Origin of the sequence: Streptomyces sp. NPDC005281 (genome assembly GCF_040607495.1) — a bacterium.
Taxonomy (GTDB): Bacteria; Actinomycetota; Actinomycetes; order Streptomycetales; family Streptomycetaceae; genus Streptomyces.
In genome coordinates, this window is record NZ_JBEXGX010000035.1 from 50,876 (window position 1) to 72,361 (window position 21,486).

Genomic DNA, 21,486 nt, shown 5'->3' on the forward strand with positions numbered 1-21,486 from the left:
CCTGAGACGCACCTGGTACGGCTTGAAGGGCTGAGGCCGCACCGCTACGGCTGGATGGGGCCCGAGGTGCACCTGGACGGCTGGAACGGGCGCCATGGTGCACCTCGGGTGGCTCGGTACGGTTGGTCGGCCGGGGCATCCATGCGGTGCGCCGGGGCGACCGGGTCGGCCGTCAGTAGCCTCCGTTTCCGCCCGTGCTCGACGAGCTGGTGGCCGGCGACGGTGATGACGACGCGGGAGTGGTGATCTTCGCTCCGTTGGGCGACACGGCCCACCAGGTTCCGTCGACTCCCTGGCCGTAGGGCTCCTTCGGCTCGTCGTCCTTGGAGTAGCGGTAGAGGGGCCAGCCGGCGAGGGTGATCTGGGTGCTGCCGTCGGTGCGCTTCACCGTGGAGACCAGGCTCTTGTCGATGCCCTTCGTGGTCAGGTTGCCCTGGGTCGTGGCCGCGGGCCAGAGCGCGGCGCAGGTGGTGTAGCAGCTGACCTTCGTCGGGTTCGCGGAGTCCACGTCGAAGCGGTACAGGACGAACCCCTTGCCGTCGGTCACGACCGTGCCCAGCTTCGCGACCTTCGCGGTGGTCAGGGTCGTCGTCGCCGATCCCTTGGAGCCGGTGCTCTGCGTGGTGCCGCTGGAGCTCGGTGTGGAGCTGGTCCCGCCGCTGCTCTTGCCGCCCCCACCCCCGCCGCCTCCGCATCCGGCGAGCGCGAGTGCCAGGACGGCGGCGCCCGTGGCGGCGTATCCCGAAATGTGCTTGATGGTGAGCATGACGGTCCCTCGATCCTCTGATCCCTGGAGTGCTGGGCGACGGTGATCGCTATCACCCGTAAGTACGGATTTGCGCCGGTTTTCACTCGAATCGCCGGCAGATTTCATTCCGGGCCCGGACGAACTGCTCGCGCGGAGCCGCGCGAGGCGAGGGGTGCGGCAGGAACGACAGTCGGGTGAGGGGCCCGGCGAGGGACCTGGCGAGGGGGCCTGCGCCTGGTCGGGGATTCGGCCTCCGGCACGACCCCTACGGGTCGGGGAAGGGCACGCCCCCTCACGTCATACCGCAGGACTACGCGGAGTTGAGCCCGGGGGTTGACGCTTTCATCCGCCGTATTTGGTCAGATGGAGAACACCACTCCTCACCGGTCCAGGTGAGAATGGCGGCTTAGGGGTGGAGCACGGAACGAGGGCAGGGCCGCCGCCGACGACGGAGGTAAGGCACACATGGCACCGTACGAATCCGACGACAGCGCGAGGGCCGCGGAGGCCGACGACAGGCTCGCCGGGCGACGCAAGGCCGCGCGGTACGTCGTTCCGGTCGCGGTGGTGGGGGTGGCGGCGGCGACGATCGGGCTCGTCCCGGCGCTCGCGGACTCCGGAGATCCCTCGCTGCCGAAGATCACCGCGCAGCAACTCATCGAGAAGATCGCCAAGTCGGACGTCCAGCAGCTGTCCGGCACGGTCAAGGTCAGCACCGATCTCGGACTGCCCAACCTGGGTGGTCTGGAGAGCGGGCTCCTGTCCGGCGCGGCCAAGGGGCACGGCGGTTCCTCCGCAGACCCGCAGTCCAAGCTCCTCGAACTGGCCTCGGGCACGCACACGCTGCGCGTCGCCGCCGATGGTCCGGACCGGGGCAAGGTCTCCCTGCTGGAGAACGCCGCCGAGTACAGCGTCATCCACAACGGCAAGGACGTGTGGGGGTACGACAGCAAGTCGAACGAGGTCTTCCACTCGGCCTCCGCCGAGTCCGGGCACGCGGGCGAGGGTGCCGAGGGCAAGGCGCCGCGGGATGTCCCCGCCACGCCCAAGGACTTCGCCGACGAGGTGCTCAAGTCCGTGGACGACACGACCTCCGTGACGGTCGACGGCACCGAGCACGTCGCGGGCCGCGACGCCTACAAGCTCCTCATCAAGCCCCGGCAGTCCGGTTCCACGGTCGGCGCGATCAGTATCGCGGTGGACTCGAGGACGGGGCTGCCGCTGAAATCCACGCTGACCCCGGCGAGCGGTGGCGCGGCGGTCGTGGACGCGGGCTTCACCCAGGTCGACTTCTCCCGGCCGGCCGCCTCGACGTTCGCCTTCACCCCGCCGAAGGGCGCGAAGGTCACCGAGGGCGACACCCTGAAGGGCGCCAAGGACGGCGAGTCGAAGGGCCTGAAAGGCGACGAGCCGAAGAACATGAAGAAGGCGTGGCCGAAGGGTCACGAGGCGAAGGCCGACGGCCTCGGTGGTCCGAAGACCATCGGCAAGGGCTGGAACTCGATCGTCGTCCTCGACGCCGGTGGCAAGGACGGCGGCAAGGGCCTGCCGTCCGGCGCGTCCGGTTCGACCGGCAACAGCGGTGTCGACGGATTCCTGAACTCCCTCGGCGACCACGTCACCGGCAAGTTCGGCTCGGGCACGGTCTACTCGACCCGCCTGGTCAACGCGCTGATCACGGACGACGGCAAGGTGTACGCCGGTGCCGTCACCAAGGCCGCGCTGGTGAAGGCGGCGAACGCGGCCCAGTAGGGGCAGCCAGGCGAACGAACCGAGGGAGCCCATGGAGGAGCTGTCCGCCGACGAGCCCGGCCGGGCGCGGGCCGAGGGCGCCGCCGTCCCCGAAGGGCGGACGGCGAGCGCCCGCACGGAGCCCGCGCGGGCGCCGGGAGGTGTCGCGGTCGTGCCCGCCCGGCGGGCTGGAGACGACGGTGCCGCGTCCGGGGAGGACGCGGTGATCGCGACCCGCTCGCTGAGCAAGCGGTACCGCGGCGGACAGCTCGCCGTCGACGGCCTGGACCTCACCGTCCCGGCGGGCAGCGTCTTCGGCTTCCTCGGACCGAACGGCTCGGGCAAGACCACCACCATCCGCATGCTGATGGGGCTGATCGAGCCGACCTCGGGCACGGCGAGCGTGCTGGGGCGGCCCATGCCCCGGTCCGCGCGCGCCGTGCTCCCGCACGTCGGGGCGCTGATCGAGGGCCCCGCCCTGTACGGCTTCCTCTCCGGGCGGGACAACCTCCTGCGCTACGACTCCGCGGACCCGACCGCCGATCCCCGGACCCGCAGGACACGCGTCGGAACCGCGCTCGACCGGGTCGGACTGTCCGCGGCGGCGGCAAAGAAGGCGAAGGCGTACTCCCTGGGGATGAAGCAGCGGCTCGGACTCGCGGCCGCGCTGCTCCAGCCCCGCAGGCTGCTCGTCCTGGACGAGCCGACCAACGGTCTCGACCCCCAGGGCATGCGTGAAATCCGTTCGCTGGTGCGGGAGCTGGCCTCCGACGGCACGACCGTCTTCCTCTCCTCGCACCTGCTCGACGAGATCGAGCAGGTCTGTACACACGCGGCCGTGATGACCCAGGGGCGGCTCGTCGTCCAGGGGCCGGTGGCCGACCTCGCGGCCGGTGCGCGCGGCCGTCTGGTGGTGACCACCCCGGACACCGGGGACGCGGCACGGGTCCTCAAGGAGCAGGGCGTCACGGATCTCGTCGTCACCGGGACGGGGGTGACCGCGGAGCCACCCGACCGCGAACTCGCCGAACTGAACGCAGCGTTGGTCACGGCAGGCGTGCGAGTCCGCGGCTTCGGGGTCGAACGGGCCTCGCTGGAGGACGCGTTCGTGGCGCTGACCGGGGAGGGTTTCGATGTCGCGGGCTGAAAGTCTGCCGAAGCGGGACGCGGAGCCGGCGACGGGGCCGGCGACCGAGCCGGCAGCGGAGTCGGGGACAGGCCGTCGGCCGAGCCCGTTGTGGACCTTCGGACTCTTCCGCGACGAACTCGTCACCACCTTCCGCCGCTGGCGGACGATCGCACTGCTCGGCGTGCTCGCGGCCGTGCCGGTCCTCATCGGTGTCGCCGTGAGGATCGAGACGAAGGGCGACTCGGCCGCGGGAGGCGCCGGGGGCCCTGCGTTCATCGCGCAGATCACCAACAACGGACTGTTCCTGGTGTTCACCGGACTGGCCGCGACCCTCCCCTTCTTCCTGCCGATGGCGATCGGCGTCATCGCGGGCGACGCGATCGCGGGAGAGGCCAACGCGGGCACCCTGCGTTATCTCCTGGTCGCGCCCGCCGGCCGCACACGGCTGCTGCTCACGAAGTACGCGACGACGATGACGTTCTGCCTGGTGGCGACCCTGGTCGTGGCGGTCTCGGCGTTCGCGGTGGGCGCCCTGCTGTTCCCGCTGGGCGAGCTGACCACGATCTCCGGGACCCGTATCGGTTTCGCCGAGGGGCTCGGCCGGGCGCTGCTCATCGCCCTGGTCGTCGCCGCGTCACTGACCGGTGTCGCCGCGCTCGGCCTGTTCGTCTCCACCCTCACCAATAGCGGCATCGCGGCCATGGCGACGACGGTCGGCCTCCTGATCACCGTGCAGATCCTCGACCAGATCCCCCAGCTGCACGCGCTCCAGCCGTACTTCTTCTCGCACTACTGGCTGTCCTTCGCCGACCTCATGCGCGAGCCCGTCTACTGGGACGACCTGGTCCGCGATCTCGGCCTCCAGGGCCTGTACGTCGCCGTGTTCGGGTCGGCCGCGTGGGCGCGGTTCGCGGCGAAGGACATCACCGCCTGAGACCGCCTGGGCGGACGCGTCACCGCCCGTGCTCCGGGCGGCTCAGCGCTCGTAGGGGAAACGGGCGAGCGGTGCCTCCTGGGCGAAGAAGGTCTTCGCGCGCGTCAGCGCCCCGGTGTCGTCGAGCACGTCGTCGCGCCTGCTGCCGTTGCCGAGCAGGACCCCGCCGAAGCGCATCTTCATGTACGCCGCGGTGTGGTTCAACGTACCGATCAGCGGGTCGGCGACCTCCGGCTCCTCGTGCGCGAGCGCGGTGACGCCCCAGAGGGTGCGTCCGGCCAGGGTGGCCTTGAAGTCGACGCCGGGTGTGCGCAGCCAGCCCGACCAGTGGTCCAGGTAGCGCTTGGTCAGTCCGGACACCGAGTACCAGTACAGCGGTGAGGCGATCACGATGTCGGTGGCCGCGAGGGTGGCGTCGAGCAGTGTGCCCTCCGTGCTCGAGGCGGGAGGGCGTACGTGGTCGCCGTCCCGGCGCAGGTCCTCGAAGTCGGGGAGCGGGTGCTCGGTCAGGGGCAGCCAGTGCTGTTCCGTGCCGGCGGGGAGTTGTTCGGCGGCCCTGCGGGCCAGGGTCTCGGTGTTGCCGCCGGTGCGGCTGCTGCCGAGTACGAACAGGAATCGGCGGGTCATGGTTCCCCCTGAGATACGTCGGCGTCGATTACACGCGCCAACAATATATGCACGCGCATATACAAGTCCAGGCTGCCCCCTCGCCCGGGACGCTCCCTCACCCGACCCAGCCTCGGCCACCCGCCCGCTCGCACTCAGCCCTGGCAGCCCGCTCGCCCGCACTCGGCCCCGGACACCTGCCCTCGCCCGGCCCCGGACACCTGCCCTCGCCCGGCCCCGGCAGCCCGCTCACGCTCAGCCCTCCCTCCCTCTTCCTCCCTCTTCCTCCCTCGCTTCCTCGCCCAGTCCGAGTCCGTCCGCAACAGCTCTTCTTCGCCCCCTCCGCCCCTACCCTTCCCACCCCTGGGGCTCCGCCCCAGACCCCGCTCCTCAAACGCCGGAGGGGCTGGAGATTGCCCCGGCAGCTGGGAGGCGGGACGGAGGTCTGAGAAATGCCCCGCCCTGAGAGGGCGGGTCGGAGGGGCTGAAGGTTGCCTCCGGAGTCGATGGGCGGTGCCGGTGGGGCTGAAGATTGCCGCTTCAGCCGATGACGGGTTGAAGGGGTGGATCTCGTGCCTCGGCCGGTACGGCGGGCTGAAGGTGCTGGATCTCAGGCCTCGGCCGGTACGGCGGGCTGAAGGTGCTGGATCTCAGGCCTCGGCCGATATTGCGGGACGAAGGGGTCGAATCTCCTGCTCGTGAACGGTTGCACCCAAGCCCCCCTCCACGCGCACCCGGGATTCGGCGGGAGGGGACGGGCCGGTACATCAAATGCCCGCAGGCCGGACGGATCATCACCCACCCGCACTTCGAAACGCCGGTGGGATCCGTTCGGATGCGGGCGGATGTACCGGCGCGGCCCCGACCCACCCACCGGAGCCGAACCGGAAGCGGAGCCGAACCCGCGACGCCGGCGCGAGCGACCCGAGCTACTCAACGGCCCCAGTCCTAACGCCCCGGCGTCGGAGGCCGCTGCACCCGAGGTGCCGGACCGGGCGCCCCCGCCCCCGGTGCCGAGCCGGGTGCACCCCCGCCCGGGGACGCGGAACGCCGGCCGGACTGAAGCCGGGCCGCGCTCGCGACGGGATTGGTGGCCCCGCCGGACGGCGCCGTCGCGCCCGCCACAGCCGGCCTCCCCCAGCTCTCCGGAACCGAACCGTGCCGCTCCACCGCCCCCTGCGCGCGCGCCTCCGCGAGCCGCGCCGCCTGCTGGGCCACGGGAGCGAAGCCCGGAGCCGCGTTGCCGCTCTGCGACGGAACCTGGCGGACGGCCATGGCGGTCAGAGCCGCCTGGGTGTCACGGGGAAAGACGTCACGGGGCAGCAGCTGCGAGGCCGCGCCGGTCACCTCGACACGGTGCTGCCTGCCACCCGCCTCGAAGGTGACGCCGTAGCCGAGGTACTGCCGGTCACGGTCGAACATCAGGTCACCCCGCACCTGCCCGCCCCCGGCCCGCGTCCGCTCGCTCAGCTCCTGGAGAGCCTCCGGCATCGGCGCGGTCCGCCCGAGGCTCGCCACATACGCTTCCGCCTCCACGTTCCCCTCCCGGAACCGCGGCTTTCCGTCGGACCCGGTGGACATCCGCACGGCACCGACCCGGTTGTCGGGGTGGATGTCGATGGTGAGGCGGCCGTCACCCCCGTACTCGCCGACGAACCGCTCCCGCAGCGCGGTGAACTGCACCTGGTTCTCCAGCGCCGGAGGCAGGTTCGGCCCGTAGACGGTGACCCGCGCCTCGGGGTCGGCCTCCAGGATGATCTCGGCGTTGGCCACCCCCGTACCGCCGGCGCCCGCGACCAGCCACGTCTTCGGCGCGCCCGCCGCGGCCGCGGCGCTCGCGTCGAAGCGGCCCTCGGCGATCTCGTCCCCGATGAAGACCCGGCCCGGCGCGGCGGCCCGCGCCCGCTCCCATTGGGCGGTCGCGTCGAGGGTCTGGAGCGCGGCCCGCGCCCCGCCGTCCGAGCGCAGCCCGTCGAGGACCCCTTCCTCCCGCAGCACCTGGAGTGCCTCCTCCGCACCGGCCTCCCCGGTCAGCCGGGCGCGCGCCGGTGAGTCGGCGGGCAGCTGTCCCCGTACGGCGTCGAGCGCCTCGGGCAGGTTCACCGCGTCCCGGCGGTCGACGCCGGGCACCATCTCCGGCGGCAGCCCGGTGGCCACGGTCGGCGTGCCCTCGACCTTCACGTAGAGGTCCGGGGAGCCGTCGGCGGGCCGGATGTGCGCGTAGAGGCGGCCGTCCTGCCCGGGGACCAGGGCCGCGGTCCCGTCGACGACAGGTCCGCGCACGGCGAGCTGGTCCTCCCACATGCGTACCGCGTCGCGCGGCACCCGCGAGGTCGGGTCGGCGAACTGGTGGGCGTCACCGAGCCCGTTGGCCCGCATGTCCCTCGTCTGGTCGGGGGACTGGACGATGCCCTCGCCCGGGTCCAGGTGCCAGCGGCCCCGGGCGTCGACGAGCAGGGCCTCGGGGTCGCGTCCGACGAGGCTGGCGCCACCGCCGACGACGACCTGGCGGGTGGGCCACTCGCCGGTCGAGGCGGTCTCCGCGCGCAACTGGTCCAGGGCGGCGGCACCGGCCCGGGTGCGCTCGCCGGCCGCCTGTGCCGCCGCCCCGGCGAGCTCCTCGCGGGGGACGGGGGAGCCGTCGGGCCGGACCCCCGGCATGAGCGGAGTGTCCGCGGACGCACCGAGAGGACGGGCGTGTTCGGCCCGCGACCGGAACTCCTGTAGTTCGGTGACATCGGCGGCGCTCAACCGCTCTACGGGGACGGCGAGTTCACGCAGGGCGTCGGTCGCCGCCGGGGTCAGATGAGGGTCGACGAGGTCACGGCGGATGTCGGCGGCCTGGAGCTCGGACAGATGGCGGTCGGAGCCGGCCGGAGCCTGCGGCCGCAGGCCGACATGGTCGATGAGAGCCGACAACTCGCTCCGGGATTCAGCCCTTTGGGAGGCGTCGAGGGTGGCGTCGTTCATGCGGGCGGCCAGCTGGTTCAGTTCGCCGACCCGGCCGAGGTCCTCCTCGGTGAGGCTCAGCCGCCGCTCCGCGCTTCCGAGCGCGCCGCGGGCCAGCAGGTCGGTGCGGTTCGGTGCGACGCCCGCGACCTCGGGATCACCGGCGGCGGCACGGGTCGCCCGGTCGCGCACCGCGAGCAGTTCACCGACCTCGTGACTCAGCGCCCGGCCCACCTGGCGCGGGTCCATCCGGTCGGAGAGCTGGACGACATGCTGGTCCGAGGTGGTGTTGACGTGGGTCCGCGCGACCGTGCCGGCGGGGAGCGGTATCGCGTCGAGCCGCAGGGTGAGGTCCCTGCCCCGGTCGTCGGTGAGCGCGAAGAAGCGGTCGCCCGCGGCGCCTGACCGCAGCTCGACCGAGCTCAGCCGCTGCCCGTACAGGCTCTGCACCACCATCGGCAGGGTGCTCTCCGCCTGCGCGATCACGGCCGCCTGCCGTCCCGGATCAGGTGCGGCGCCGGTGCCCGAGACGAAGCGGCTGCCCGCGACATCGGTCGCGGTGATGACGACGGGCTCCGCGCGCGGCACCGCACCCGGGGCGGAAGGGTCCGAGCGGGCGTCCCGCCGGGCCTCCGCCCGGTCGGAACGGCCGGCGTTCCCGCGGTCGAGCGGTTCCTGGTCCACTGGCGCTTTCCCCCTTGAACGGCCTCGTGGCACGTAAGATCTCGGCATGCTGATCGCCCGTTCGACGCAGGAAGCGCACCTCTACATGGACCTGCACGCGTGTGCGTGCGGGGCGGAGAGCTTCGAGCGCGAGCACCGTCTCGACGAGCGTGACGGTGTCCTGGTCGCGGTGTACGAGGGTGTCTGCCCCCAGTGTGGCCGCGCCCGCTCCTTCGCGTTCCGGCTCACCGACGAACTTCCGCCCGCGCCACCGGCGTTCGGCGGACCGGAGCCCTCGCGGATCATCGACCCCGGGGAGTTCCTGTGGGTCGCCGACCAGGTCGCCACGGACACGGGACTGCGGCTGCTGCACACACCGCCCGCCGGGCGGCACGAGCAGCGGGAGGGCTCCGCGTTCGCTCTCGCGGCGGTCGAGGAAGTCCTCAAGTTCCTTCCGCGGGGCCTCGATCGCGTCCCCGCGGAACTCTTCACCTCGGAGCGCGGCCGGGAGATCCACGACCGGACCCCGCACCGCTTCGAGAGGGCCGCGCTCCTCGAGAACATCGCCCGCAAGCGCCGCATCCTGGAGAGCCTCGACCACGTGGGCCCGCAGCCGGGCGCGTAGCCCCGTCCCAGCCCCCGGCCTCCCGTCGCACCCCGCGCTCTCCGGCCTTTCAGCGCTTCCGGCGCTTCCCGCACTCACGGCGCTCACGGCACTCACGGTGTTCGCGGGGGCCGGGGCGTGGCACGCGGTACGGCGGAGGCCGAGGGCGCGGCACCGGGGCCGCCCGGTGTCCGCCCGGCCGCCGGGACGGTGCTCCCGCCGCCGGACCGCAGGCGGGCCGCGGCGGCGACCCGGATCGTGGCGTCGCCCTGCCGGTGGGCGGGCGAGGCGTCGAGCCCGGACGCCGGGGCCGTGCCCGTCGTCCGGCCGGAGGCGAACGCGCCCCGCTCCGAGGTGATCAGCGCGGTGGCCAGCCCTCCCTCGACGAGCTTCTCCGCGTTCTCGCGGCCGACGGAGAACCCGCGTCCCGAGGTGCTCCGCGCGTACAGGTCCTCGATCATGACCTCGGGGGCCATGCGTCCGCCGTACCGGTCGCGGCCCGCGTCGAATTCGGCGCGGCCGTGCTGCCAGCGGCCGGCGTTCTGGGCGAGACACCGCTCGACGGGGACCTCGACCGAGAGCAGGACGCGCCGGTCGTAGCCGTCGGCGCGCAGGTCGCCGAGGAGCTTCTCGTTCCAGCGCTGGTCGCGCAGGGTCGCGTCGTAGAGGAGGTTGTAGCCCTCGGCGCGCGCCCACTGCTCGAACACCCCCTGGAGGAAGGCCGACTCGCGATGGGTGAGCGAGGCCGTCTCGGACGGCGCGAGCCGCCGTCCGTCGGACAACTCACGTGCGTGGGATGGGAGATGGGGTGAGCCGCCGTGCTCGAAGATCGCGACCTTGAAGTCGTCCGGGTCCAGGACCACATAGTCGCGTACGTCGATGCCGTGGGCCCGCCTGAGTGCGAGGCCCAGTTCGTCGTCGCGCCCCTGCCACTCACCGAGCCCGCGCAGCGCGCCGCCCTTCCCCGCGCCGGGCGCCCCGGCGGTCAGCAGGGCGGCGTGGCCGTCACGAGGCATGCCCGCGCAGCGTGCCGTGAAGTCCTCAAGGACCGCGGAATGGATCCGCTCGCGATCCGGCGTCCACAGAGCGCCGCGCCGGAACTGTCCGAACGTGTCGGTGTCGCCCGGCGCGAGATCGCCGCCCGGTGACATGCGGGCCTGCAACTCCCTGTACAGCGCGCGGTATTCGGGTCTGAGCCCGGCCTCCGGCCTATCGCCCGTGGTCATGGCCGGCGCTCGGCCCCGTCCGCCGGACCGTCCGGCCGGCCGTCGATCCTGCGCTGGATCTCCTCCACGTCCTCGCGGGTCACCTGCCCGAGCAGCCGTGCCGCGGAGAGTACGGACAGGGTGTTGTCCTGGTGGGTCGGCTCCGGGTGGCCCTCGTCCAGCCCCTCCTCGGCCTCGAAGGGCCAGCCGGCGACGGTCGCGATCATCTGCTCGCGTTCCACGAATCCGGCGGCGTAGAGACCGAGATAGGCGCGCAGGGAGGGGGCCGGGCCGTCGGCGGACGCGGCGGGTGCGGGGATGTCGTTCATGGGCGGAGTATTCCTCCTCTACCAGAGACTGGTCTCGTACGGATCCGGGTCGGGCTGCCGCCGGGACGCGGCGACAGCGTCCTCGTACGACTCGACCGCGGGTGGCGTCTTCGGGCGGTGGGTGCCGCCCTTGCAGCCCGCGAACGGGCCGCCGGGGGAGCGTAGTTCGGACAGTACGGCGCCGAGGTGGTCCCGGTGCCAGAGGGCGGGTCCTGACCCGCCCGCCGCGGGATGGGTGTGGTCCTGCCAGGCCAGCCACAGCCCGTGCAGCCTGGCGACCGCCTCGGGGTGTTCCCACCAGCGAGGGCACCAGGGCTGCTGCGAGGTGACCTCGCGGCCGTAGACCGGAAGAAGCAGGTCACCGACCCAGACGGCCAGTCGGCTCATCTCCTCGGCGTACTCGGGGCCGTCGAGGCACAGGATGAACGGCGGTGCGTCGGAGCTCTGTTGCCCGGACGTGACCTCGGTCATCGCGAGGGCCTCCTTTCGACGGCGGTGGTCATCGGGGTCGTGATCCTCTCGGCCGCGCGGGCGGTGATGGCCTTCACCTCCGCCTGCGCCGCCGTCGCGATGCGGTCGGCGCCCGGTTCGGCGTACCAGGGGCGCAGCCGGACCAGGGCGGGCCGGACGCCGGTGGCCAGGAGCAGGGCGGTGCCCTTGGGCAGCGCGCGGATGCGGTCGGCGGGCAGGATGCGTTCCAGGCGGTACGAGGTCGACCGGGACCGCCCGTCCCTGCCCTTGGACCAGCTGACCGTGGAGACGTCGTGCTCGCCGACCAGCCGGGAGATCTTCTCCACGAAGTCGGCGTCGTCGAGTCCCGCGCCGAGCAGCTTGATGGTCGCGGCGGACCAGAGCGCGTCCATGCCCGCCTCGCCCCAGACCCGTGAGCCCTGCCGGTAACTCTGGAGCAGCGTCACGATGTTGATGCCCCGTGAGCCGAAGTGCGAGTACAGGTCGGGGAGATCGGAGATCCGGCAGACGTTCGCCGCCTCGTCGAGGACCGCCGTCATGGGTGGTTCGAGGCGTCCGCCCATTCGTTCGGCGGCGACGACTCCCGCGCGCAGCACGGAATCCGCGGCCGCGGCGACGACACCGGCCGCCGATCCGCCGCCGTCCTTGGAGAGCAGGTAGAGCGTGTCGGCGGACAGGACATGACGGTCGGGGAAGAACTGCGGCAGTGCGGGATCCGGGGTCACCCAGGCGGTGATCGCCGGGTCGAGCAGACAGGCCACGCACTGGCGGCTGGTCTCGTAGATGCCGTCCCGGGTCTCCACCGCGCCCTGAACGGTGCCCTGCAACTGGTCCGCGAGCGCCGTCATCCCGGCGTCGCGCAGCAGGTCGACCGGGGTGCGGTCGGCCGGGTCGGCCAGCCAGGCGAGGACCTCGCCGATCGGCCGCCCGCCGTGGTGGGCGGCGTGGAAGAGGGCGGTGAGGGTGTTCTGGGCGGCCGAGATCCAGAAGTCGCGGCGGGACGCGTCGTCGTTGACCGCGCCGACGAAGTGCCCGGCCAGCCGGCGGGCGCCCTCGATCGAGGCCGCTTCCGCGAGCATGTCCCACCACAGGCCGCGCGGGGTGTGGGCGATGCCCTGGGGGTCGAACGTCCAGACCCGGCCCACCCGTTCGCGTTCCGCCCGCGTCACGCTGTACACGTCCGCCTTGTTCGACGTCAGCAGCACACTGCCGCGGGCCCGCAGGACGCGCGGTACCGCGATGCCGGTGGACTTGCCCGCGCGGGGCGCCATCAGATCGAGCTCGACGTCCTCGTAACTGGAGCGCAGTTCAGGTCCGCGGGGCTCCAGGTTGCCGAGCAGGTTCCCGGTGTCGTCCGCGGTGACCTTCCCCCGCTCGGCCAGCCCCGGCCGGAGTTCGCGGGCTCGCCGCGCGGCGCCCTTGGGCAGGAGGCCGGCCAGTTCCTTGCGGCCCGCGAGACCGGTGGGCGCGGTGACCCGGCGTCGTACGAGCGTGATCAGGACGGTGATCAGAGCGACCACGGCTCCGAAGACCGTGGCCATGCCCGCGGCGAGCGCGGTCGGCGAGGCCGCCGGCCACAGCGGTCCGGGACCGTCCTGCACCAGCGTCGAGAGGGTGGACAGGGCGAACGGCGGCGGATGCCAGCCCGCGCCGCTCACCGCCGCGCCCAGTGTTCCGCCGAGCCATGCCCCGAGGAACACGGTGCCGATGAGGAACGCGGCCCCCGGGACGATCCAGGGGAGGAAGTCCTCCCCGGCTCCCGGTCCCGTCCTGCGTGTGCTGCTCATCTCCTGCTCCCCCCGTTGGATTCTTCTCGCCCCCGCCGCCCCTGCCCGTCCCGTACCGGGGGGGGCGGTGCCCCGGCCCCCCGCCGTGCTCCGCGCGGGTCCTCGAACGCCGGACGGGCTGGAGTTTCGGACCCCGCTCCTCAAACGCCGGACGGGCTGAAGCCCGCGGTCGGGCCGGGGTTCTTGTACAGGGACGGCTTGCCCGCCTCCGACCAGCGGGTGTTCGTGTTGTGCAGCGCCCGCTCGGTGTCCGTGATGGACACCTTGATCGGGATGCCGGGGCGGCCGCCCACCTTGATCAGGAAGCGTCCGCGTCCGGGCGGCTCCTCGTTGCCGCCGCTGCTGGCCCAGCCGGGCGGGGACGACCACGAGGAGACGAGCTCGATCTCGCGCTCGGACATGCCGACGATCTCCCCGAGATCCCGCATCTCCGACCGTGGAAGCCCGGCGCAGACGACCATGCCCGCCCGCTCCACGAAGCCCCGCGCCTTCGCGCGGTCGGCCTCGCTGCCGAGGGCCTCGGCGTCCTTGAGCGTGTGGGTGATCTTCGCGTCGCCGAGGCCGAGCGAGCGGTTCAGCCGGGTCAGCGCGTCGATCCGTTCCACGATGCCGGAGGCGGCCCGCAGCGGACGCCACAGTTCGTCGAGGACGGTGAAGAACCAGCGCTGCGGGGCGAGTCCGGCGTCCGCGAGCGCGTGCGCGGCGGCCACCGTGCCGAGCCCGTCCGACCAGGCCGCCAGCATCGCCGCGGCCGTCAGCTGGGTGTCCGCCTCGCCGATGCGGGAGATGTCCACGCAGACCGCGGGAGCGGCCGGGTTGATCCGGGTCGACGTCTCGGAGGCGAAGGTGTCGCCGAGCGGGCCGTCGAGGACGCCCAGCAGCGAGCGGTGCAGCGGGTCGACGGCCTCCTGGTAGCGGGCCACGTCCCCGCGGTCCAGCGTCACCGCGCGGACCCGGTCGGGACCCTCGTCCAGCACCTTGAGCAGATCCGGCAGCAGCGGCGGACGCCCCGGCTTCGTACGCTCCGCGAGATGGTGCAGACAGGCGGACAGCACCGACTGCTCGTGGTCGTCCATCGGACGCCCCCGCACGATCGTGATGAGCGCCGCGACCATGTTCAGCACCCGGCCGTGCGCCTCCGCGGCCAGGATCCGGCCGCGCTCGCCGCCGATCTTCGCCGCGGCCTCGCCCATGGCGCCCGGGTCGAGGACGTTGATGCCGCCGACCCCGCGCCCGATGGAGATCACCTGCCCTCCCAACGCCCGTACGGTGTCGGCGTAGTCGGGCTTCAGGTCGCCGAGGACCAGCGGCGTGATGCCGGTCGCGGACATCCCGATCAGCATGCGGTTGACCAGGGTCGACTTGCCGAGGCCCGGCATGCCCAGCATGAAGAGCGACGGGTTGGAGATGTAACGGGCCCGGGTGAACCAGGAGATGGGGTCGCCGCACACGGTGGCCCCGGTGTGCAGATGCTGTCCGAGCGGCACACCGGTCATCGGCGCCCCGGAGCCGGCCGCGAACGGCCACAGCCCGCACGCCTGCACGGTGGTCGCGCGCCACAGCGCGGGCGGGTCCACGTGCCCGACCTGGCCGCCCGCGGGGCCGTACCAGCCGCGCGGCGGCGCGGTCGCCGCCGCATCCGGGGCGCCCGGTACCCCTTGTGCCTGCCGCCTGCTCACAGTGCCTCCCTGATCTGGTACGGAACGAGGGTGTGCTCCCACGGGAGCAGGCCGACCGGCAGCGTGCAGGTGAAGGCCGAGGCTTGCATCCGGTCGGCGGGGCGCATCAGGATGCGGGACGAGGCCTGGAGGTTGCGCACGGTGATGCCCGCGTCCTGCAACTGCTCCTCGCCGTCCACCGTGACCGTCACCATCAGCGAGAACTCCACGAGCCCCGCACCCGCCGCCTCCTCCGCCGCGGTCTGCTCGGCGGCCTGCATCTCCGAACTGGCCCGCGCCTGGACGAGACCGCGCCGCGAGCCCGCCATGAAGTGCGCGGTGCGCCGGTCGGACTCGACGATGCGGGCCGAGGTCGCCGGGTCGATGGGCCGATAGACCAGGGAGACCCGCTTGCGCCGGGTGCCCGGGGCCGGTTCTAGGAGTCCGCGCAGCACGCTGGAACGGACCGTGCCGCGCGGCGCGAGCGTGAGCATCCAGGTGCGCGAGACACCCGAGTCGTGCTTGTACGAGGTGACGGTCTCCACGGCCGCGGCCGGGCCCGCGTCGGCCCACTCCACCCCGGTCGTGGCGTGCTCGGCGCGGGCGCTGAGCACATCGGGCGCGATGGCGGGGTCGTACGCCACCCGGACGATCTCGGCGAGCCGGTCGGCCGGCAGCGGGTAGGCGCTGCCGCCGCCCGCCGCGACCAGCCCGGACAGCAGACCCGGCAGCCGCATCGACAGGTCGGTGACGATGTCGTCCGTGCCGCGCTTGGGGCCGCCCGTCGGGCCGTAGGTCAGGGCGATGTAGGTGTGCATCTCGGAGGACGCCGAGGGATAGCGGTCGACGACCTCCTCCATCACAGCGCGCGCGGCGGCCGGCGCGTCGGGGGAGATCCGGGGGAGCACCTCGGCCGCGAGCCGGGTCCCGGTGTCCGGGGCGGTCTCCACGACCACCTGGGCGCCGCGCAGGCCCGGTTCGTGCGAGAGCCGCGCGAGCCAGTCACCCCAGGAGGCCACCCAGATGTCGACCTGCGAGGGGTCGACCAGCGAACCGCCGTCCGGCTCGCAGGCCAGCACCACCGTGTACAGGCCGCGGCCCGGGTGGTGCAGCACGCCGAAGGAACGGTTGTAGGCGTCGCGGCCCTCGTGCATCCGGGTGCGCGCGAGCAGTCCCGGCGGCTGGTAGCGGCCGCCGGGGCGCTTGGACAGCGGCCCCGAGAGGTAGGTGTGCGACCCGGCCGACTTGCGCCGCGTCCAGCCGAGGCGGATCGCGAGGACCTGGTAGACGTTGCGGCCGTCGACCGTACGCAGTGCCAGCGGGGCGAGGAAGAGCCCGACCGGTACGAGGACGACGATCGCGGCGGTCAGCGACACCAGCGAAGCCAGCAGCGCCACCAGCAGTCCGCCGAAGGCGACGACGGTGCCGAGCAGACCCAGCGGACCGAGTCCGGGACGGCGGGGCCTGCGCCAGTTCCCGTACGTGGGACGCGTCATGGCGTCGGTGGACATGGGGTTCCTTCTTCCGGCTCGAAGCGCTGGATACGTGACTGGGGTGGAGTTCCGGGGCGGCGCAGGCCTGCCCTGTGGCGGCGGTGGCCGGCTCGGCGGTGGCGCCGGCCGGTTCTGCGGGGGCGCTGACCGGCTCTGTGGTCGCGGCCGGTGCGCCGCCCCGGAACTCCTGAAGCCTTACGGCCTTACGGAACGCGTGACCGGCTGACCGCGTGGCCTCATGACCGCGTAGCCGTGTGGCCGCCTATTGGTTGTGACCCTTCATCCCGTCGTTGTCGTTCAGGGAGTTGGCCACCTCGCTGGCCGCCGCGACACCTGTCTGCACGGCGACCGCCGCGGCCTGCACGGCGAGGGTCGCGCCGCCCGTGGCCGCGCCCGCGGCCGCGGCACCGCCCCCGGCGGCCGCCCCGCCCGCCGCCCCCGCTCCACCCGCGCCACCGCCGACCGGAGCCCCGGCGCCCGCGGACGGCGAGCCCTGCGGACCGGCCGCGCCGCCTCCGCCGCCCCCGCCGGTGCTGTTCGCGGCGATGCTGACGGCGCCGGTGGCGACGTTGTTGACCGCGTTCATGGCGACCGTGCCGCCCGAGGTGCCGCCGAGTGCGGCGGTCGCCGGGACGATCAGCTTGAGCAGGGCCGGCAGGGCGAACACCGCCATGATCAGCATGCCCAGACCGGCGATGGTCTGGTCGAGGTTCTTGGTGCCCTTGGTCATCGACGTGGCCGAGTAGATGATGAGCGCGGCCGCCGGTTTGTACAGCAGCCAGGCCGAGAGCCAGCCGACGTGCTTCTTCCACCAGCCCTCGCCCCACCCGGTCATCGAGGAGGCGGCGGCCAGCGGCAGCGTGCCGACGAGCATGATCATGACGCCGATGCGGATGTACATCAGGCAGATCTGCACGAAGCTCGACAGCATCACCAGCAGGCCGAAGATGAGGATGAGGCCCGGCTGGTCGAGGGTCAGCACCCCGAGCATCGTCGACGCCTGGTTGCCGAGGTCGGACTTCTCGTACACATCCTGTGCGTACAGGTCGGAGGCCGTGGTGAGCGCCTGGATCACCGGCACGGCGACCGCGCCGACGAGGATGACCTTCCACATCCCCATGAACGCCTGTTTCATCGGCTGGCCCTTGCGATCCAGCGCCATGCGGATCGCCGCGATCAGCAGCGAGGCGACGGCCACATAGCCGACGAGCCAGTCGACCTCCTGGGTGATCCGGCCGATGGGTCCGGAGGCGTCTCCCACGTCGACGTGCATCCATACGCCGTTGAGCGCCTTGAGCACGTCCGAGGTCGCGTCGCCGATCGCCTTGGCGAAGGCCACCACGGCACCGTCGGTGAACTGGGTGCCCACCTCGTCGATCACACAGTCGTACACCCGCCAGGAGCAGGACATTTCACACCTCCCAGGTGACGAAGCCCTTGGTGCCGCTGATCTGCGACATGCCGGAATAGACGGTGCCGTCGGCGTCGGGCGCGAGTTTCCAGTCGCCGTCCAGCCAGCGCAGGGTCACCGACGCGGTCCCGTAGGCGCCCTTGCCAGGGACCCGCACGACGAACATCACGGTCGACTTCTCCTTGTCGTACGACAGGACGGTGAAGCCGGCGTAGCCGCCCCCGTCGGGCTCGCCCGAGGTCGGCTTGTCGCCCGCCGCGGCACGGCTCGCGACGAGCGCGTCGCGGCCCGCGCCGGGGACGACCTGCCGGTCGACGACCTGGCGCCAGCCCGGATAGCTCAGATGGTCGGTGATGGCGTGGGCGGCCATGACGGAGCCCAGCGGCGTGTGGGCGTAGCAGGACCAGACCGGTCCGTCGAACGTGAGCGGGCCCACCGTCTTCGAGACGGGCACCAGGCCCGTCCCGTCGGCCTTCCACTTGAAGTCCTTCGGGGCCCGGGTGGGCTTGGCCTGGTCGCTGTCGTCGGTGCGGCAGCCCGCGGGGCGGGTGTCCGGCCGGCCGCCGCGGTCCGGGGCCGTGGACGGGACGGGCTTGTCGTCGCCCGACGCGTTCGCCGGCGTCCCGTCGCCTCCGCCGATCATCGTGAAACCGGCGAGCACGAGCAGCACCAGCAGGAACCCGGCCGACAGGACCCAGCTCCGCTGCTGCCAGAACGGCTGTTCCCACTCCCCGCTGCCCCCTTGGGGCCGACCGGAGTTCAGCATGGTTGCGCTCCCTTCGCTCAGTCTCTGGCGGAGCGTCGGTCAGGCGAAGACGAAGGTGACGACGGGGCCCGCGGTGGCCACCAGGACACAGCCGCCGAGCACCATGCCGAGACGGCCCATGTGTTCCGAGCCCTCGCCGCGGCGCATCGAGATCGCCATCATGGCTCCGGTGATGAGCACGCCCGCGACGCCCGCAGCGGTGCCGGCCCAGGCGAGGATGCCGAGGACGGTGTCGACCTTGCCGGTCAGCGCACCCGGCGCGTTACGGTTGGGGTCGGGGATCTTCCCGTCCGCCAGATAGACGTACTGGTGGGCCTGGGCTGCTATCGCCTTGAACATGGTTTCTCCCCGATATGGCCGGCTGTCCGCGCACCCGTCCTGGACGGACGCGGAACTCGCCGGAGCTGAGCGGCACTTGCCCGGTACGAGCGGTACGTGCTTGCTGCGAGCGGTACTTGAGGGCGATGAAGATCCGTGGGGCGCCCCGTGTTTCCCGGTGCACAGTGAGCTTGGCGACTCCTGTGGGCCGGGGCCAAGCGATGTGGGAATCCAGCACCTGTCGGTGACGTGTCCGTGACAGACGGGAAGAGACCGTCACGAAATACGAGGTCGGGGGGACCCGGAAAACAACTGAGGCACCATCAGGTGCGATGGCGCCTCAGGAGATCCTCGGAACGCACGCGTGCGACGGAGGGATCCGACGGACGTCGCGCGGCGGCCGTCGTGCGGGGGACGCCGTGCGGTGGACGTCATGCGGTGGGCGGCCGGTGCCGCTCACCGGGCCGTGGCTGGTGCCTGCCGGGTCATGGGTGGTGCCTGCCGGGTCGTGACTGGTGCCCGCCTGGTCGTGGGTGGTGGGGGCGAGGGCGGCCGGTGTCGTCCGCCGGAGCGCGGGTGGCTCAGAGTACGAAACCGACGATCGGTCCCGCCGTCGCGCCGATGACGCAGGCGCCCAGCACCATCAGGAACTGGTTCAAGTGCTCCTCGAACTCACCGGACTTGACGGCCAGGGCCATCCGGGAGCCCACGATCATCAGGCCCGCGACACCGGCGGCGGTGACGAGCCAGGCGATGATGCCGAGGACGTAGTCGAGCTGCTGGGTGACCCGGGCGTCCTCCGCCAGCGTGGTGGCGGCGATCGTGTGCAGGGCGGTCATGGCGCGGTCCTTCCCGTCAGCCGGGCCAGGGAGGCCGCCTCGCGCGGCAGCGGTCCGGCCAGGTCGCCGGTGCGCCACGCGGGCACCCACGGCACCCGGTAGACGTCGATGACCGAGTTGATCACCTTGATGCGCTGGGTGAGCTGACGCGGCAGCCGGCCCGGCGCGTCCGCGACCAGGACGATGGCGTCGAGATCGAGTCCGGGCGGCGCGTCGCCCCGGCGGAAGATGTCCAGGGTGTGCGACACGGCGTCCAGGCCCGCCGCGTGCGTACGTCCGACGAGCAGGACCGAGCCCGGGTCGCCCCGGTCGGGCCGGGGCCAGTCACGGCCCGCGTCATGACCGCCGAAGACGGTGGTGAGCGTGGAGGAGCCGGCTCCGCCGTGTGTGGCGACCCACGAGAACTGCCGGGTGCGTAGGAGGAGTTGCTGGTCCTCCTCGTACTGCTGCGATGGCTGTTCCGGTTCCCCGACGGTACCGCGGATCCATATCTCGGGCCCGCCCGGCCCGTGTTGCTCGTGCCCGTGCGGCACCGCGCCGCCTCTTCCGCGCGGCGCCACCCCGTCTCTCCCGCGCACGGCCGCGTCCTCGTCGGCCCGCATCGCCACCCCCTCGATCCCCTGCATGAGTCCTCTCTCCCCTCGTCGGTGCACCGATCCTCCCGGCGCGGTGGCGAGTTGGGTAACGGGGCGTGAGTTCCTGGGACGAGTCTGTGACGCCGCGGTGACGCGGGAAGCGGATGGGAACCGAGAGACTCGACTGCATGTACACGACCGGAACATGAGGCTGAGGGGGGCCGATGTCCAACGGGGGCGGATCCACCATGACCTGGGTGGTCGGCGGCTGCCTGGCCGCCGTGATGATGCCGGTGGTCATGATGGTCGCGGTGAGCGGAGCGTCCAGCGAGGAGGATCCGGAGCCGGGAGCGGTCGGGGGGCTGAAGGACGGTTCCGTGCCGCAGAGTTACGTTCCCTGGGTGCTCAAGGCGGGCGCGATGTGCGATGTCATCAAGCCGGCGGTCATCGCCGCTCAGATCGAGGCCGAGTCGGGCTGGAACCCCAACGCCCGCTCTCCGGTGGGCGCCGAGGGGCTGTCCCAGTTCATGCCGGGCACCTGGCCCAACTGGGGCAAGGACGACGACGGCAACGGCCGGGCCTCCCCGTTCGATCCCGGTGACGCGATCATGGCCCAGGGCCGTTACGACTGCGCCCTCGCCAAGCAGGTCGAGGCCTACAAGAACCGCGGCGAGGCGAGCGGCGAGACCCTCGACCTCGCGCTCGCGGCGTACAACGCGGGCCCCGGCGCGATACACCAGTACCACGGCATGCCGCCGTACACCGAGACCCGCAACTACGTCGCCCGCATCAAGTCCCTGATACCCAAGTACGCGTCGGTGGACGATCCGCCGGGCAGGATCCCCGCCGGACAGGAGCTGGCGATGCCACTCTCCGGCAACCCGCCCGTGACCTCGCCGTTCGGCATGCGCATGCACCCGATCCTGCACGTCTACAAGCTCCACACCGGCATCGACTTCGGCGCCGCGGAGGGTACGCCGTTCAAGGCGGCCCGGGACGGCACGGTCACCTTCGCGGGCTGGTCCAACGGTTACGGCAACCGCGTGGTCATCTCGCACGGGACCATCGACGGCGACAGCATCTCGACGACCTACAACCACATGCGGAGCCTCAGCGTGCATGTGGGCCAGCACGTACAGGTCGGCCAGAAGGTCGGCGAGGTGGGCTCCACCGGCTACTCGACGGGGCCGCACGCGCACTTCGAGGTCCAGCAGAACGGCAAGTACGTGGATCCGGCACCCTGGCTGGGACTGAAGTGAGGAGGGAGGCG

At 72.4% G+C, this 21,486-nt stretch carries 19 protein-coding genes; 5 read left to right on the forward strand and 14 right to left on the reverse strand.

Annotation, left to right across the window (positions count from 1 at the left end; all coding sequences use genetic code 11):
* Window positions 1-172 precede the first annotated feature (172 nt).
* On the reverse strand, window positions 173-766 hold the full coding sequence (locus tag ABZV42_RS35060) for a hypothetical protein (protein ID WP_355983066.1): 594 nt from the start codon (window positions 764-766) through the stop codon (window positions 173-175).
* A gap of 447 nt (window positions 767-1,213) precedes the next feature.
* On the opposite strand from ABZV42_RS35060, the gene ABZV42_RS35065 reads away from it, so the two are divergent.
* The 3 genes from ABZV42_RS35065 to ABZV42_RS35075 are packed head-to-tail and all read left to right on the forward strand — an operon-like array spanning window position 1,214 to window position 4,542.
* Entirely contained in the window at window positions 1,214-2,500 is a 1,287-nt protein-coding gene (locus tag ABZV42_RS35065; protein ID WP_356055496.1) for a DUF2092 domain-containing protein, read from the forward strand.
* A gap of 31 nt (window positions 2,501-2,531) precedes the next feature.
* Window positions 2,532-3,626 carry an ABC transporter ATP-binding protein gene (locus ABZV42_RS35070; RefSeq protein WP_356055498.1) on the forward strand — a complete coding sequence of 365 codons (1,095 nt, stop codon included), beginning with the start codon at window positions 2,532-2,534 and terminating at the stop codon, window positions 3,624-3,626.
* Window positions 3,613-4,542, forward strand: a complete 930-nt coding sequence (locus tag ABZV42_RS35075; RefSeq protein WP_356055500.1) for an ABC transporter permease — start codon at window positions 3,613-3,615, stop codon at window positions 4,540-4,542. Before ABZV42_RS35070 ends, ABZV42_RS35075 begins: the two co-directional genes overlap by 14 nt.
* 42 nt (window positions 4,543-4,584) lie before the next feature.
* On the opposite strand, the gene ABZV42_RS35080 is transcribed toward ABZV42_RS35075, so the two are convergent.
* Both ABZV42_RS35080 and ABZV42_RS35085 read right to left on the reverse strand, forming a co-directional pair.
* On the reverse strand, window positions 4,585-5,169 hold the full coding sequence (locus tag ABZV42_RS35080) for an NAD(P)H-dependent oxidoreductase (RefSeq protein ID WP_356055502.1): 585 nt from the start codon (window positions 5,167-5,169) through the stop codon (window positions 4,585-4,587).
* Between the two features lie 927 nt (window positions 5,170-6,096).
* A complete protein-coding gene (locus ABZV42_RS35085) occupies window positions 6,097-8,781 on the reverse strand; it encodes a hypothetical protein (RefSeq protein WP_356055503.1) in 2,685 nt (894 codons plus the stop codon).
* A 46-nt stretch (window positions 8,782-8,827) separates the two neighbouring features.
* On the opposite strand from ABZV42_RS35085, the gene ABZV42_RS35090 reads away from it, so the two are divergent.
* Window positions 8,828-9,385: a hypothetical protein gene (locus tag ABZV42_RS35090; protein ID WP_356055505.1), complete on the forward strand. Its 558-nt coding sequence runs from the start codon at window positions 8,828-8,830 to the stop codon at window positions 9,383-9,385.
* A gap of 92 nt (window positions 9,386-9,477) precedes the next feature.
* Here ABZV42_RS35090 and ABZV42_RS35095 read toward each other — a convergent pair whose 3' ends face one another.
* The 11 genes from ABZV42_RS35095 to ABZV42_RS35145 all read right to left on the reverse strand — a co-directional run bounded on the left by ABZV42_RS35095 (window position 9,478) and on the right by ABZV42_RS35145 (window position 20,267).
* The gene (locus ABZV42_RS35095; RefSeq protein WP_355983052.1) at window positions 9,478-10,590 is read right to left on the reverse strand and encodes a zeta toxin family protein; all 1,113 of its coding nucleotides are present in this window, start codon (window positions 10,588-10,590) and stop codon (window positions 9,478-9,480) included.
* Complete coding sequence (locus tag ABZV42_RS35100) at window positions 10,587-10,898, reverse strand: hypothetical protein (RefSeq protein ID WP_355983050.1); 312 nt, start codon at window positions 10,896-10,898, stop codon at window positions 10,587-10,589. Before ABZV42_RS35100 ends, ABZV42_RS35095 begins: the two co-directional genes overlap by 4 nt.
* A gap of 18 nt (window positions 10,899-10,916) precedes the next feature.
* Entirely contained in the window at window positions 10,917-11,369 is a 453-nt protein-coding gene (locus ABZV42_RS35105; protein WP_355983048.1) for a DUF4913 domain-containing protein, read from the reverse strand.
* Window positions 11,366-13,156, reverse strand: coding sequence for a TraM recognition domain-containing protein (locus ABZV42_RS35110; protein WP_356055507.1), 1,791 nt, complete (start codon window positions 13,154-13,156; stop codon window positions 11,366-11,368). Before ABZV42_RS35110 ends, ABZV42_RS35105 begins: the two co-directional genes overlap by 4 nt.
* Before the next feature lie 140 nt (window positions 13,157-13,296).
* Complete coding sequence (locus tag ABZV42_RS35115; RefSeq protein ID WP_355983044.1) at window positions 13,297-14,835, reverse strand: ATP/GTP-binding protein; 1,539 nt, start codon at window positions 14,833-14,835, stop codon at window positions 13,297-13,299.
* The gene (locus ABZV42_RS35120; protein WP_355983042.1) at window positions 14,832-16,325 is read right to left on the reverse strand and encodes an SCO6880 family protein; all 1,494 of its coding nucleotides are present in this window, start codon (window positions 16,323-16,325) and stop codon (window positions 14,832-14,834) included. The genes ABZV42_RS35115 and ABZV42_RS35120 overlap by 4 nt, the downstream gene beginning before the upstream one ends.
* A gap of 244 nt (window positions 16,326-16,569) precedes the next feature.
* Window positions 16,570-17,718 (reverse strand): hypothetical protein, encoded by a 1,149-nt coding sequence (locus tag ABZV42_RS35125; protein ID WP_356055509.1) that lies wholly within the window; start codon window positions 17,716-17,718, stop codon window positions 16,570-16,572.
* A 1-nt stretch (window position 17,719) separates the two neighbouring features.
* The gene (locus tag ABZV42_RS35130; protein ID WP_355983038.1) at window positions 17,720-18,484 is read right to left on the reverse strand and encodes a hypothetical protein; all 765 of its coding nucleotides are present in this window, start codon (window positions 18,482-18,484) and stop codon (window positions 17,720-17,722) included.
* Window positions 18,485-18,523: 39 nt separating this feature from the next.
* The gene (locus tag ABZV42_RS35135) at window positions 18,524-18,823 is read right to left on the reverse strand and encodes a hypothetical protein (protein WP_355983036.1); all 300 of its coding nucleotides are present in this window, start codon (window positions 18,821-18,823) and stop codon (window positions 18,524-18,526) included.
* Window positions 18,824-19,383: 560 nt separating this feature from the next.
* Window positions 19,384-19,641, reverse strand: coding sequence for a hypothetical protein (locus ABZV42_RS35140; RefSeq protein ID WP_355983035.1), 258 nt, complete (start codon window positions 19,639-19,641; stop codon window positions 19,384-19,386).
* Window positions 19,638-20,267, reverse strand: coding sequence for a hypothetical protein (locus ABZV42_RS35145; protein ID WP_356055511.1), 630 nt, complete (start codon window positions 20,265-20,267; stop codon window positions 19,638-19,640). Before ABZV42_RS35145 ends, ABZV42_RS35140 begins: the two co-directional genes overlap by 4 nt.
* 173 nt (window positions 20,268-20,440) lie before the next feature.
* Here ABZV42_RS35145 and ABZV42_RS35150 point away from each other — a divergent pair, with 173 nt between their 5' ends.
* Window positions 20,441-21,475, forward strand: coding sequence for a peptidoglycan DD-metalloendopeptidase family protein (locus tag ABZV42_RS35150; protein ID WP_355983031.1), 1,035 nt, complete (start codon window positions 20,441-20,443; stop codon window positions 21,473-21,475).
* Window positions 21,476-21,486: the final 11 nt, after the last annotated feature.

Excerpts from the sequence above, each read along its gene's own strand:
- ABZV42_RS35060 (WP_355983066.1), bottom strand. The coding sequence starts at position 766 with ATGCTCACCATCAAGCACATTTCGGGATACGCCGCCACGGGCGCCGCC.
- ABZV42_RS35065 (WP_356055496.1), top strand. The coding sequence starts at position 1,214 with ATGGCACCGTACGAATCCGACGACAGCGCGAGGGCCGCGGAGGCCGAC.
- ABZV42_RS35070 (WP_356055498.1), top strand. The coding sequence starts at position 2,532 with ATGGAGGAGCTGTCCGCCGACGAGCCCGGCCGGGCGCGGGCCGAGGGC.
- ABZV42_RS35075 (WP_356055500.1), top strand. The coding sequence starts at position 3,613 with ATGTCGCGGGCTGAAAGTCTGCCGAAGCGGGACGCGGAGCCGGCGACG.
- ABZV42_RS35080 (WP_356055502.1), bottom strand. The coding sequence starts at position 5,169 with ATGACCCGCCGATTCCTGTTCGTACTCGGCAGCAGCCGCACCGGCGGC.
- ABZV42_RS35090 (WP_356055505.1), top strand. The coding sequence starts at position 8,828 with ATGCTGATCGCCCGTTCGACGCAGGAAGCGCACCTCTACATGGACCTG.
- ABZV42_RS35095 (WP_355983052.1), bottom strand. The coding sequence starts at position 10,590 with ATGACCACGGGCGATAGGCCGGAGGCCGGGCTCAGACCCGAATACCGC.
- ABZV42_RS35100 (WP_355983050.1), bottom strand. The coding sequence starts at position 10,898 with ATGAACGACATCCCCGCACCCGCCGCGTCCGCCGACGGCCCGGCCCCC.
- ABZV42_RS35105 (WP_355983048.1), bottom strand. The coding sequence starts at position 11,369 with ATGACCGAGGTCACGTCCGGGCAACAGAGCTCCGACGCACCGCCGTTC.
- ABZV42_RS35110 (WP_356055507.1), bottom strand. The coding sequence starts at position 13,156 with ATGAGCAGCACACGCAGGACGGGACCGGGAGCCGGGGAGGACTTCCTC.
- ABZV42_RS35120 (WP_355983042.1), bottom strand. The coding sequence starts at position 16,325 with ATGTCCACCGACGCCATGACGCGTCCCACGTACGGGAACTGGCGCAGG.
- ABZV42_RS35125 (WP_356055509.1), bottom strand. The coding sequence starts at position 17,718 with ATGTCCTGCTCCTGGCGGGTGTACGACTGTGTGATCGACGAGGTGGGC.
- ABZV42_RS35130 (WP_355983038.1), bottom strand. The coding sequence starts at position 18,484 with ATGCTGAACTCCGGTCGGCCCCAAGGGGGCAGCGGGGAGTGGGAACAG.
- ABZV42_RS35135 (WP_355983036.1), bottom strand. The coding sequence starts at position 18,823 with ATGTTCAAGGCGATAGCAGCCCAGGCCCACCAGTACGTCTATCTGGCG.
- ABZV42_RS35140 (WP_355983035.1), bottom strand. The coding sequence starts at position 19,641 with ATGACCGCCCTGCACACGATCGCCGCCACCACGCTGGCGGAGGACGCC.
- ABZV42_RS35145 (WP_356055511.1), bottom strand. The coding sequence starts at position 20,267 with ATGCAGGGGATCGAGGGGGTGGCGATGCGGGCCGACGAGGACGCGGCC.
- ABZV42_RS35150 (WP_355983031.1), top strand. The coding sequence starts at position 20,441 with ATGTCCAACGGGGGCGGATCCACCATGACCTGGGTGGTCGGCGGCTGC.